The 11868-nt window shown below is 65.2% G+C and carries 11 protein-coding genes; 2 read left to right on the plus strand and 9 right to left on the minus strand.

Translation table 11 applies throughout. The features are described 5' to 3' along the window. Window positions 1-7: 7 nt before the first annotated feature. Window positions 8-1348: an MFS transporter gene (locus AB7008_RS39665; protein ID WP_441260565.1), complete on the minus strand. Its 1341-nt coding sequence runs from the start codon at window positions 1346-1348 to the stop codon at window positions 8-10. A gap of 208 nt (window positions 1349-1556) precedes the next feature. Here AB7008_RS39665 and AB7008_RS39670 point away from each other — a divergent pair, with 208 nt between their 5' ends. Next, window positions 1557-2207: a TetR/AcrR family transcriptional regulator gene (locus AB7008_RS39670; RefSeq protein WP_041953099.1), complete on the plus strand. Its 651-nt coding sequence runs from the start codon at window positions 1557-1559 to the stop codon at window positions 2205-2207. A 132-nt stretch (window positions 2208-2339) separates the two neighbouring features. On the opposite strand, the gene AB7008_RS39675 is transcribed toward AB7008_RS39670, so the two are convergent. The 6 genes from AB7008_RS39675 to AB7008_RS39700 all read right to left on the minus strand — a co-directional run bounded on the left by AB7008_RS39675 (window position 2340) and on the right by AB7008_RS39700 (window position 8235). Next, window positions 2340-3125 (minus strand): ABC transporter permease, encoded by a 786-nt coding sequence (locus AB7008_RS39675; protein ID WP_441260566.1) that lies wholly within the window; start codon window positions 3123-3125, stop codon window positions 2340-2342. Next, window positions 3122-3934: an ABC transporter permease gene (locus AB7008_RS39680; protein ID WP_248883487.1), complete on the minus strand. Its 813-nt coding sequence runs from the start codon at window positions 3932-3934 to the stop codon at window positions 3122-3124. The genes AB7008_RS39675 and AB7008_RS39680 overlap by 4 nt, the downstream gene beginning before the upstream one ends. Window positions 3935-4002: 68 nt before the next feature. Further along, the gene (locus AB7008_RS39685) at window positions 4003-5049 is read right to left on the minus strand and encodes an ABC transporter substrate-binding protein (RefSeq protein ID WP_028160732.1); all 1047 of its coding nucleotides are present in this window, start codon (window positions 5047-5049) and stop codon (window positions 4003-4005) included. 27 nt (window positions 5050-5076) lie between these two features. After that, complete coding sequence (locus AB7008_RS39690; protein ID WP_441260567.1) at window positions 5077-6384, minus strand: NAD(P)/FAD-dependent oxidoreductase; 1308 nt, start codon at window positions 6382-6384, stop codon at window positions 5077-5079. A gap of 15 nt (window positions 6385-6399) precedes the next feature. After that, window positions 6400-7116 (minus strand): HAD family hydrolase, encoded by a 717-nt coding sequence (locus tag AB7008_RS39695; RefSeq protein WP_014492710.1) that lies wholly within the window; start codon window positions 7114-7116, stop codon window positions 6400-6402. Between the two features lie 36 nt (window positions 7117-7152). Next, a complete protein-coding gene (locus tag AB7008_RS39700) occupies window positions 7153-8235 on the minus strand; it encodes an ABC transporter ATP-binding protein (RefSeq protein ID WP_014492709.1) in 1083 nt (360 codons plus the stop codon). Between the two features lie 212 nt (window positions 8236-8447). On the opposite strand from AB7008_RS39700, the gene AB7008_RS39705 reads away from it, so the two are divergent. After that, window positions 8448-9386: a LysR family transcriptional regulator gene (locus AB7008_RS39705; protein WP_028160735.1), complete on the plus strand. Its 939-nt coding sequence runs from the start codon at window positions 8448-8450 to the stop codon at window positions 9384-9386. Between the two features lie 20 nt (window positions 9387-9406). Here AB7008_RS39705 and AB7008_RS39710 read toward each other — a convergent pair whose 3' ends face one another. Both AB7008_RS39710 and uxuA read right to left on the minus strand, forming a co-directional pair. After that, complete coding sequence (locus tag AB7008_RS39710; protein ID WP_248879707.1) at window positions 9407-10558, minus strand: alpha-hydroxy acid oxidase; 1152 nt, start codon at window positions 10556-10558, stop codon at window positions 9407-9409. Window positions 10559-10673: 115 nt separating this feature from the next. Further along, entirely contained in the window at window positions 10674-11864 is a 1191-nt protein-coding gene (gene uxuA, locus AB7008_RS39715; RefSeq protein ID WP_441260568.1) for a mannonate dehydratase, read from the minus strand. Window positions 11865-11868 lie beyond the last annotated feature (4 nt).

Genomic DNA, 11868 nt, shown 5'->3' on the forward strand with positions numbered 1-11868 from the left:
CTGCCGTTCAAGCGCGCTGCTTGCCGAGATCGGCGATGTCGACATTGTGGGTTTCGCGCGCGGTGGCCGCTGATGCCGCCGAGATCACGCAGCAGCAAGCAACGAAGATTGCCACGGGAATCCAGCCGTTCGGCCCCTCGCCGACCAGGCTCGCACTCACCAGCGGCGTGAAGCCGGCGGCGAGGAAGCCAAGCTGTGTGCCGATCGCCGTGCCGGAGTACCGCACGCGCGCATCGAACATCTCCGCATAGAACGACGGCCAGATCGCGTTCGGCGCCGCGTAGATGACACCCGAAAGGATCATCGCCGCGGCGAAGATCGCCAGCGTATTCCCTGATGTCACCAGCATGAAGTACGGGAACACCAGCACCGCACAGCCGAGCACGCCACCGATGAACACCGGCTTGCGGCCGATCCTGTCGGCCAGCAGCGCCCACAGCGGCTGGGTGACCAACGCCGTGACATTGCCGAGCACGCCGGCCCACAGCATGGTCGGGCGCGCGACGCCGAACTTGCTGGTGGCATAGCCGAGCGCAAACACCGCGGTCATCGTGCTCACGGTGGCGATCAGCGCGCAGACGATGACGCGCAGCACGTCCGGCCAGTAGTCGCGCAAGAGCGTAACGACGGGGAAGCGCGCCACCTGCGCCTTGTCCTTGATCTCTTCGAAGACGGGCGTTTCCGGCATGGTCCTCCGCACCAGATAGGCGACCAGCAGCACGAGCGCGGAGAGCAGGAACGGAATGCGCCAGCCCCAGCTCAACAACTGGTCTTCCGGCAGGCTCGACACCGGGATGAACACCAATGTTGCGAGGATCGCGCCGGCCTGGGTGCCGCTCAGGGTCCAGCTCGTGAAGAAGGCGCGGTTGGAATTGGCGGAATGCTCCAGCGTCAGCGAGTTGGCTCCACTCTGCTCGCCGGCGGCCGACAGGCCCTGCAACAGGCGGAGCAGCGTCAAGATGACAGGCGCGGCGTTGCCGATCGTCTTGGCATCCGGCAACAGGCCGATCGCCAGCGTCGAACCGCCCATCAGCACCAGCGTGAACAAGAGCACCGTCTTGCGGCCGATGCGGTCGCCGAAATGGCCGAGGATGACGGCGCCCACGGGCCGAGCGATATAGCCGATGCCGAAGGAGAGCAACGCGAGCAGCGTCGCGGTCGAGGGATCGACGTTGGCGAAGAACACTTTCGGAAAGATCAGCGCCGCCGCGGTGCCGTAGATGAAGAAGTCGTAGTATTCGAGCATGCTGCCGACGAAGCTGACCAGCGCGGCGCGCTTCGGCAGCTTGTTCGGCGCGGCTTCCGCGCTGGATGATGCGCGCAGCGGTGCGGTTGACGTCAACGTCATTGAAAACTCCTCCCCATGTGGCCGGTGCGGTTCGCGTCAGGCAGATCGCCTGGCGCGCGTTTTCTGGTTTTTGTTGCCGCAACTTTGGTTTGTAGCGATAATGTACGAACTAGTACGTTTATGCAATAGGCGTTGGATCAGTGTCCGAACGGGTGAAATTTGCCTTCACCTTCAAGGTGATCCGTGGAAACTGGCGGGAGAAACAGTGATGCTCGAGCGCATGCCGCCCCCATCGAAGCGCACCAACGACCCCGAGCGCACCAAGCGCGACATCCTCGAAGTGGCGATGGCTGAATTCGCTTCGGAGGGCTATTCCGGCGCCCGCGTCGATGCGATCGCGGCGCGCACGCGCACGTCGAAGCGGATGATCTATTACTATTTCGGCGGCAAGGAGCAGCTCTATCTCGCGGTGCTGGAGGAGGCCTATCGCACCATCCGCGCGCTGGAAGACCAGCTCGACATCGGAAGCTGCGACGCCCGCGAGGGATTGCGCCGGCTGATCGAGGCGACCTTCGACCATGACGAGCGCAATCCGAACTTCATCCGCCTCGTCAGCATCGAGAACATCCACCACGGCAAGCACCTGAAGCAGAATTTGCAACTCCGCCAGCTCAACGCCAGCGTGATCGCGACACTCGACGGCATCCTCGAACGTGGCCGCGGCGAAGGCGTCTTCCGCGACGACGTCGACGCCATCGACCTGCACCTCGCCATCTCCTCCTACTGCTTCTTCCGCGTCGCCAACCGCCACACCTTCGGCGCCCTGTTCGACCGCGACCTCAGCGAGCCCAGGGTGCTGGCGAAGAGCCGGACGCAGATCGTGGAGATGATCCTGGCGTGGCTGGCGGCGACGGCTTAGGCAGACGCTCGCTGTCATTCCCCGCGAAGGCGGGGAATCCAGTACGCCGCAGCCTGTCGAGGAGCCACTATCGTCTCTGGAATACTGAATCACCCGCTTTCGCGGGTGATGACGGCCGAGGCCGGAGCCCCCTCACCCGCCCTTCTTCCCCCGCGTGCTCGCCAGCAGCACCAGCATGAACGACGCCGCCGTCATCAGCGTCGAGATCGCGGCAATCGTCGGGTCGATCTCGTCACGCAGCGCGGTGAACATGCGCTTGGTCAGCGGCTGATACTGGCCGCCGGAAATGAACAGCGCGACGATGGTCTCGTCCATCGCCGAGATGAAGGCGAAGATACCGCCCGCGACTACGCTCGACTTAATCTGCGGCAGCGTCACCGCGAAGAAGCTGCGCAGCCGGTTCATGCCGAGGCTGCGCGCCACCATCTCCTGCGCCGGATCGAAGCTCTGCAAGCCCGCGAGCACCGAGATGATGACGTAAGGCAAGCCCAGCATCACGTTCGCCAGCACGAGGCCGGGCATGGTCGCGACCAGGCCGATCTTTGCATAGACGAAGAAGATGCCGACCGCGGCGATAATGATCGGCACCACCAGCGGCAGCAACAGCGCCATGTGGATGATGCGCATGATGCGCAGCTTCGACTGGCTGATGGCGTAGGCCGCCGCAACCCCGCACGGCGTTGCGATCAGGACCGTGAAGAAGGCGACCGTCAGCGTCACCCGCGTCGCCTGCATCCAGGCCGGATTGGCGAAATATTGCTGGTACCAGCGCAGCGAGAACGACGGCGGCGGGAACGTCAGGAAGCGCGCACTGGAGAAGGAGATCGGCGCGATGATCAGGACGGGCAGGATCAGATAGACCAGCACCAGCGCGCTGATCACGTAGAGGACAATCCGTGCGGGCGAAGTGCGCGTCATTTCTGCCCCAACACGCGATCGAGCGAGATGAAGCGGCTGACGGCGAAGAAGATCAGGAGCACGCCCAGCAGCAGCACCACGGCGACCGCGCTCGCGGCGCCGAACTGGTTGTAGAGCTCGACATTGCGGCTCACCAGCATAGACACCATCACGGTTCGGCCGCCGCCGAGCAATTCCGGCGTGATGTAGAAGCCGAGGCAGAGCACGAACACCATGGTGCAGCCGGCGAGCACGCCCGGCAGCGACAGCGGCAGGAACACACGGAAGAAGGTGAGCGACGGGCTCGCCCCCAGGCTCGCGCCGGCCTGCATCAAATCGCCGGGGATCTTCTGCATGGTGGCATAGAGCGGCAGCACCATGAACGGCAGCAGGATGTGCACGGTCGCAACCACCGTGCCGAACGTGTTGTGCACCAGCGCGAGCGGCTCGGAGATGACATCGAGATAGCGCAGGAACTGGTTGATCACGCCGGTGCGCTGGAGCAGCGCCAGCCACGCATAGGCACGGACCAGCACGCTGGTCCAGAACGGCAGCACCACCAACGACAGGATGAGGATGCTCCAGCCCTTCGGCACAGCGTTGGCGAGATAGGCGACGGGATAGCCGAGCAGCAGCGCGATGACCGTCACTGCGAGGCTGATCTCGAAGGTCAGCGCAAAGCTGCGCCAGTAGATGTCTTCCGTGAAGACCCGGCGATAGTTCTCCAGCGTGAAGCCGTCATGGTAGATCGACTGCCAGGCGAGCCAGCCCACCGGCAGCACGATCAGAGCCAGGATCACCAGCAGCGCCGGCGACACCAATGCCAGCATCAGCGCATGCTCGCGGCGCTGATGCTTTTGGGAGGAATCTGGCACGGATATCGTCAACGCTGCCTCGCTCACTTCTGCATGAAGGACGCCCAGCGCTTCTCGGCGGCCTCGCCCGCGGGCGAGGACCACCAGGCGTAGGACATCAGCGCCTGCTTGGCCGCGTTGGCCGGCTCGCTCGGCAATTGAGCGGCGCGCTCGGGCTTGATCACGCCAGTCTCGAACGCCTTCGGGTTGCCCGGACCGTAGTCGATGTTGAGCGGCAGATTGGCCTGATGCACGGGATCGACGGCCTCGTTGACGAATTTGACCGCCGTCTCCAGATTCGGCGCGCCCTTGAGGATGCAGAGCGAGGTGCTCTGAAGGACGCCCTGATTGTAGGTGAAGGAGACCTTTGCACCCTCCTTGGCCACCGCGCTGACGCGGCCGTTCCAGGCCATCTCCATGTCGACCTCGCCGTCATTGAGGAGCTGCGCCGACTGCGCACCTGAGGTCCACCACACCGTGATATGCGGCTTGATCTCTTCCAGCTTCTTGAAGGCGCGGTCGACGTCGAGCGGGTAGAGCTTGTCGGGCGCGACGCCGTCGGCCATCAGCGCTGCCTCGAGCGTGGCGATCGGGTGGTTGCGCAACGCACGGCGGCCGGGGAATTTCTTGACGTCCCAGAAATCCACCCAGCTGTTCGGCGCGTCCTTCGGAAACGTCTTCTGGCTGTAGGCCAGCACGCTGGAATAGAACTCGTAGGACACCGAATAGGGGCTGCGATACGCCTCCGGCATCGCCGCAGCGTTCGGAATCTTCGAGAAGTCGAGCTTCTCGATCAGCCCCTGCTCGCCGCCGCGCAGGCAATAGCCGGTGGGTGTGTCCACGACATCCCAGATCGGCTTGCCGCTGCCGACCTGCGTCTTGATCGCGGGCCAGGCGTCGGGAATGGAGTCCTGGTTGATGGTGATGCCGAGCTTCTTGGCGGAGGGATCGAGGATCGCCACCGTCTGCGCCGCCTGATAGGCACCCCCTTGCGAGACGAAGGTGATCTGCTCGGCGGCGCTGGCCGCGGTGGTAAATCCGATTGCGCCCAGCACGGCACAGCCCAATCCAAAATTGCGTGTCGTCATCATCCTCACCTCCTCCATCACCAAATAATCTCACTGACCGATCGCATCGAGAAACTGGTACCAGCCGGCCACCATGCGCACGGCGGGCTCGCGCAGCGGATAGAACGGGATCGCCTTCATGCGCCTGATATCGAGCAGGCCGACCTCGGGCGTCTCGCCGCGGACAAAGGCGGCGAGATAGCGGCCCATCAGGCTCGACATCGCAACGCCGGCGCCATTGTAGCCCATCGAGACCAGCGTGCGGTCGTCGAGCCGGCCGATATGCGGCACCGAGTCCAGCGTCATGCCGACGAGGCCCGACCATTTGTAGGCGACCGGCACGTCGGCGAGATCCGGGAAGATGCCGACCATCGCCTTGCGCAAGGCGTCGAAGGCGGCTTGCGAGTCCTGCTTGCCGAAAGCGCCGCGGCCGCCGAAGATGACGCGGTTGTCGACCATGCGGAACCAGCGCATCATGCGCTTGGTCTCGGTGTAGGTGCGCCCCGTCGGCATCAGCTTTCCCGCCAGGTTGCGCGGCAGCTGCTCGGTCGCGACCATGGCGCTGCGGAACGGGATCAGCGTGCGCTGCATGTGCGCGGTCGCATCAGTCAGGTCGGAATAGCTGTTGGTGGCGATGATCGCCTGTTTCGCGCGCACCGCGCCTTGCGGCGTCTCGGCGACGATGCCGCCGTTCTCGCGCCGGAGTTTGACCACCGGCGATTCCTGGAAGATCGGAACGCCACGGCGCGCGACGCCATCGGCGAGCCCGCGCAGATAGTTCAGCGGATGGATGCCGCCGGAGCCGGGATTGAGCACGCCGCCGACGAAGATGTCGGAGCCGGTCTCCTCGCGCACGCCGCTTTTGTCGAGGATGCGGACTTCGGCCGAGCCCATCTCGCGCGTCATCCAGTTGGCCTCGTCGATCGCGGCCTTCAGCGTCGTCTCGTTATGCGCGGCCTTGACCTGGCCCGTGCGCGTCAGCGCCGCGCTGGTGATACCGAACTCGGAGACGAGCTCCTCGACCATGTCAGTCGATTCATGCGCGATCTCGTACATGCGCTGCGCCATGGCGCGGCCATGCGCGGCGTCGATCTCGCGGAACGACAGCCGAAATTTCGCGGTGATCACCCCGCCATTGCGCCCGCTCGCGCCCCAGCCGGGGCGGTTCGCCTCCAGCACGATGGGGCTAAGCCCGCTCTTGGCGATGTGGTGCGCCGCGGAGAGGCCCGTGTAGCCCGCACCGATGATCACCACATCCGCCTGTCGCTCGCCCGACAGCACGGGAAACGCGCGCGCCGGCTCCGCCGTGGCTTCCCACAGCGAGTTGGCCGATGGCAATGCGCTCCAGTCCCGTGTCATGCCGCCGCTCATGCCTTACGCCGCCGGTCCGATCGCCGCGTCCGCCAGCGCCTTCAGCGTCGGGAAGTGGAAGTCCGGCTTGGTCAGCGTCTCCACTGCCGGCGTGCCGCCGAAACCGGCGATGCCCTGGCGGCGCTCGATCCAGCACACCTTGTAGCCGAGCTTTCGCGCGATCCCGATGTCGTGGTACTGGCTCTGCGCGACGTGCAGGATGTCGGACTGCTTGTAGCCGAAGGCGGACTGACGCCCCTTGTTGTAAGCGAAGAACTCCGGGTTCGGCTTGGCGACACCGGTATCGTCAGCGCAGACGGTGTCGTCGAAGGGATTGCCCAGCGCGTGCGCGTAGCAGGAGAGCGCGACGCGGTCCGCATTGGTCATCGCCACCAGCCGGAACTTCGTGCGCAGGCGCTTCAGCGCCTCGACCGAATCCGCGAACGGCCCCCAGCGCAGCACCGAGAGCTGGAACACATCGCAGGACGCATCGTCGGAGGGAAGTCCGAGCTCCTTGGCGAGATGGCGATAGACGTGGAACATCGCCTCGCTCGAGCGCTCATAATGCTTGTCGCGGCCGCGCTTGTAGGGCTCGAAGATCTGCTCGTCGCTGAGCTCGGCCGGCGACTTGCCGGAGATCTTGCGCACCGCGGAGAGCACGCCGGTCTCGAAATCGATCAAGGTGCCGACGACGTCGAAGGTGAGAACCTTGAAATTGCTGAACGAGGCTGCTGACGACATTTTTGGCTTCTTCTCTCGGTTGAACAAGGCTTGAGTTCAGTCCCCCGCCCTGGGGACAACGATGGTGTCCTCGGGGTGAAGGGTCACGGTGAGGCTGCCGCCGAGCGGCGGGATGCGGCTGTAGGCCTGGTGATAGCTCGGCTGGCGCAGGCTGAGCGCGATGCCATCTGCGAGCGCCAGGAAGATGCGGAGGCTCTCGCCCTGGTAGACGATGTCGGTGACCGTTCCGGTCAGCCGGTTGCAGGCGGCATCCTGCGCGCCGTCGTCGATCAAGAGCTTTTCGCTGTGCACGGCGAGCATCAGGGCATCGCCGGAGGGAATGGCGCGGGCGCTGCGCAGCAGCGCATTGCCGAGCGCGACGCTGGACGCATCGACGCGGCGAACCGGCAGCATCGTCGCTTCCCCGATGAAGCTCGCGACGAAGGAATCCGCAGGATGATCGTGCAGCCGCTCGGGCGCGTCGATCTGGATCAGCCGGCCGTCCTTCATCACGGCGACGCGGTCGCTCATGGTCAGCGCCTCGCGCTGGTCGTGGGTGACGTAGATGATGGTGGCGCCGATGCGCCGGTGCAGCGCGCGCAGCTCGATCTGCATGGATTCACGGAGCTGCTTGTCGAGCGCGGAGAGCGGCTCGTCCATCAGGATCAGGCGCGGCTCGAAGATCATCGCACGCGCCAGCGCCACGCGCTGGCGCTGGCCGCCGGAGAGCTGCGCGATGCCGCGCTCTTCATAGCCGGCGAGACCGACCATCGCGAGCGCTGCGCGCACCTTGTCGGGCCAGCTCGCTTTCGGCAGGCGCCGTGCGCGCAGGGGAAAGGCGACGTTCTCGCCGACGCTCATATGCGGGAACAGTGCGTAGTTCTGGAACACCACGCCGATGTCGCGCTGGTGCGGCGGCATCCAGGTGACGTCACGACCGCCGAACAGGATGGTTCCGCGCGATGGCAGGATGAAGCCGCCGAGAATTCCAAGCAGCGTGGTCTTGCCGGAGCCGGAGGGCCCGAGCAGCGAGACGAATTCGCCGGCGCCGACATTGAGCGAAACGTCGTCGAGAGCGCGAACGGCGCCATACGCCTTGCTCGCGGACCTGATTTCGACGCTTTCCGCTCGTTTGTCCAACGATCGACCTCGCCTCGTTCCCTGCAATGGCGTGCCTCACTGCGCGCCATAAGCCTGCTTTATAGACAGGAATGTTGAGCACTTACGGTCGAAGCGTGCACCGCACCAAATCTTCGCTCGCAAGCCCTGTCTTTAGGCTGCGATGCCAATGACACCAGACTTGGCAAAACTCGGCAATTGCCAAATTCTCACCGCGTCCATAACATGGCGTTATGCCCGAGCTGCGCCGGATGCTGCCCTCCAGTAACGCCCTGTTCGTCTTCGACGCAGCGGCGCGCAATGGCAGTTTCACGGCGGCAGCAGCCGAGCTCAACGTCACGCAGCCGGCGGTGAGCCGGATGCTCGGACAGTTCGAGGAGCATCTCGGCGTCCGCCTGTTCGACCGCACTGCGGGGCGCGCGGTGCTCACCGAGGAAGGCGAGCTGCTTTATCGCCGCGTGCTCGAAGGCTTTCGCAGCATCGAGACCGGGCTCGTCGAGATCGAGCGGCGCCGCAAGGGCACCGAGACGGTGACGCTGTCGGTCTCCTCCGCCTTCACCACGCATTGGCTGATGCCGCGCATCGACAAGCTCCAGAAGCAGTTTCCCGAGGTCGATCTGCGCTTCCAGCTGATCTCCGGCGCGCTGCGCGGACCGGTGGAGAATGTCGACCTCGGCATGCGCTTCCGTGACCGCGACGAGCCGTCATCCGGCGGTACCCTTGTGATGAAGGAAGTCATGCTGCCGATGTGCAGCCCCGGCTATCTCGGCGAGACCGATCCCGCCGAAGGCAACACCATCATTCGCCTCGCCGAGACGCCGGGCGACTGGGCCGCGGATTACGCCTCGCTGCTCACCGGCCGCCGTGGTGCGGCCAAGGCGTTGAGCTTCACCGACTATGCCGTCGTGATGCAGGCCGCCCTGCTCGGCCAGGGTATCGCGCTCGGCTGGCTGACGGTGGCCTCGCACTGGCTCCTGACCGGCGCACTGGTGCCGGCCTCCGACCGGCTGACCACCACGCGCCGCATCTGCGAATTCCTGCCGCCGCGCAACCGGCCGATGCGCCCCATCGCCGCCGAGATCCGCGACTGGATCATCGCGCAGATGAAAAGCGAGATCGCCGCGATCGACCGGCTCTATCCGAAACTCGGCGCGATGGCCGCCTGTTATTGAGGCCGAACGATCACGGCGCGCTACCCCGGCCGGAAGCGCAGATTGGCGCGCGATAGCTGGCTGATCGACGTGCATCCCATCAGCTTCATATCGCGCACGAGCTCGGCCCGCAGCAGGCCGAGGGCTCGTTCGACGCCGGGCCGGCCGGCGGCGGCCAGCGGATAGAGATAGTATCGTCCAAGCCCGACCGCCTTGGCCCCGAGCGACAGCGCTTTCAGGATATGGGTTCCGCGCTGGATGCCGCCGTCCATCATCACGTCGATGCGGTCGCCCACGGCATCGACGATTTCGGCGAGCTGATCGAAAGCCGAGCGGGAGCCGTCGAGCTGGCGGCCGCCATGATTGGAAAGGACGATCCCGGCACAGCCGATCTCGACCGCGCGGCGCGCGTCTTCCACCGACATGATCCCCTTCAGGCAGAACGGGCCGTTCCAGGTCCGCACCATCTCCGCGACATCGTCCCAATTCATCGCGGGATCCAGCATGTCCGTGAAGTAGCGGCCGATCGACATGGCGCCGCCGCTCATGTCGACGTGCTCCTCCAGTTGCGGCAGCCTGAATTTCTCGTGGCTGACATACTGGATACCCCACATCGGCTTGATCGCGAACTGCAGCATGCCCGCAGGCGTCAGGCGGAAGGGAATGCTGAAGCCGGTGCGCAGATCGCGCTCGCGATTTCCTCCGGTGATGCTGTCGACCGTCAGCATCATCACCTCGACGCCCGCGTCCTTGGCGCGCTGCATCATGGCACGGTTGAGACCGCGATCCCGGTGGAAATAGAATTGATAGACCTGCGGCGTGTCGTGGGCCTTGCGCAATTCCTCGAGCGACACCGTGCCCAGCGAGGAGACGCCGAACATGGTGCCGTAGCTCGCCGCGGCAGCGGCGACGGCACGCTCGCCTTCATGATGGAACAGGCGCTGCAAGGCGGTCGGCGAACAGTAGAACGGCAGCGCGAGCTTCTGGCCCATGATGGTGACCGAGAGATCGACGTCCTGCACGCCGCGCAGCACGCTGGGCAGAAGGTCGCAATGCTCGAAGCTCGCGCTGTTGCGGCGATAAGTGGTCTCATCGTCGGCCGCGCCATCGATGTAGTCGAAGATCGGACCGGGCAGTCGGCGGCGCGCCAGCCGCCGGAAATCGTGGAAGTTATGACACTGTGCCAGGCGCATTTTCTCAACTCCGCTCGCGGCATGTTCTGCGCGTCGATCATCTTGCCATCGCGCCGCCGATGCTGTCAGCGGCCGCCATCGCGGCGATCTCTCGCCTGATGGCGCCGCCGGTCTCCTATCGATGCTCGATCGCCCTGATGGCTCCACGGAGTTCGGCGAGGCCGCGCAGGCGGCCGATCGCGGTGTAGCCGGGATTGGTGCGCTTGGTGGCGGCGAGATCGTCGAGCATACGATGGCCGTGGTCGGGACGGAACACGATTCTCTTGTCGGGCGAACGCCGCGCGTTCTCCTTCAACAGCGCCTTCAGCACCGCGACCATGTCGACGTCACCGTCGAGATGGTCGGACTCGTAGAAGGACAGGCCGTCGGCCTCGCGCTTGGTCGCGCGCAGATGGGCGAAGGCGATGCGCGGTCCGAAGCGCTCAGCCATCGCAGGCAGATCGTTCCCGGCGCGCACGCCGAGCGAGCCGGTACACAGGCAGATGCCGTTGGCCTTGGATGGCACGGCATCGAACAGTGCCTGATAATCGTCGGCGGTCGAGGCAATGCGCGGCAGGCCGAACAGCGGGCGCGGCGGATCGTCGGGATGCAGCGTCAGGGAGACGCCGAGTTGCTCGGCGACCGGCGTGACGCGGCTCAGGAACTCGGCGAGATGCTGCCGCAGGATCTTTGGCGTGATGTCGCGGTAAGTCTCCAGCCGGTCACGGAATTGCGGGATCGTCATCGGCTCGGTGGTCGAGCCCGGCAGCGCGCTGGCGATGACCATGACGAGGTAGTCGATATCCGCCTGGCTCATCTGGTCGAACAGCTTTTTCGCGCGCGCCTGCTGCTCGGGCGAATACTCCTGAACGGCGGCGGGACGCTTCAGGATATGCAGCTCGAACGCGGCAAATCGGTCCTGGTCGAAGCGCATGGCGCGGGCACCGTTCGGCAGCTCCCACTCCAGATCGGTGCGGCACCAGTCCACTACCGGCATGAAATTGTAGCAGATGATCTTGATGCCGGCCGCGGCCACCGCTTCGAGACTCGCGATCCACGCCTCGATCGAGGCCGTCGCCTTGGCCCCGAGCCGCTTGACGTCGTCGGGGATCGGAATCGACTCCACCACCGACCAGGTCAGTTGCGAGCGGCCGGGCTGGCCGCGCTCGATGAAGTTCTTGCGCTCCTCGACCGCCTTGCGTGTCCAGGCTTCGCCGATCGGCACCTGGTGCAGCGCCGAGACGATATCCGTCGCCCCGGCCTGCCTGACGTCATCCAAAGACACCGGATCATCCGGACCGTACCAGCGCCATCCTTCGAGCATCATCGAA

The sequence above is a fragment of the Bradyrhizobium sp. 521_C7_N1_3 genome, from assembly GCF_052075975.1.
Taxonomy (GTDB): Bacteria; Pseudomonadota; Alphaproteobacteria; order Rhizobiales; family Xanthobacteraceae; genus Bradyrhizobium; species Bradyrhizobium japonicum.

Excerpts from the sequence above, each read along its gene's own strand:
- AB7008_RS39665 (WP_441260565.1), bottom strand. The coding sequence starts at position 1,348 with ATGACGTTGACGTCAACCGCACCGCTGCGCGCATCATCCAGCGCGGAA.
- AB7008_RS39670 (WP_041953099.1), top strand. The coding sequence starts at position 1,557 with ATGCTCGAGCGCATGCCGCCCCCATCGAAGCGCACCAACGACCCCGAG.
- AB7008_RS39675 (WP_441260566.1), bottom strand. The coding sequence starts at position 3,125 with ATGACGCGCACTTCGCCCGCACGGATTGTCCTCTACGTGATCAGCGCG.
- AB7008_RS39680 (WP_248883487.1), bottom strand. The coding sequence starts at position 3,934 with ATGCTGGCATTGGTGTCGCCGGCGCTGCTGGTGATCCTGGCTCTGATC.
- AB7008_RS39685 (WP_028160732.1), bottom strand. The coding sequence starts at position 5,049 with ATGATGACGACACGCAATTTTGGATTGGGCTGTGCCGTGCTGGGCGCA.
- AB7008_RS39690 (WP_441260567.1), bottom strand. The coding sequence starts at position 6,384 with ATGACACGGGACTGGAGCGCATTGCCATCGGCCAACTCGCTGTGGGAA.
- AB7008_RS39695 (WP_014492710.1), bottom strand. The coding sequence starts at position 7,116 with ATGTCGTCAGCAGCCTCGTTCAGCAATTTCAAGGTTCTCACCTTCGAC.
- AB7008_RS39705 (WP_028160735.1), top strand. The coding sequence starts at position 8,448 with ATGCCCGAGCTGCGCCGGATGCTGCCCTCCAGTAACGCCCTGTTCGTC.
- AB7008_RS39710 (WP_248879707.1), bottom strand. The coding sequence starts at position 10,558 with ATGCGCCTGGCACAGTGTCATAACTTCCACGATTTCCGGCGGCTGGCG.
- uxuA (WP_441260568.1), bottom strand. The coding sequence starts at position 11,864 with ATGATGCTCGAAGGATGGCGCTGGTACGGTCCGGATGATCCGGTGTCT.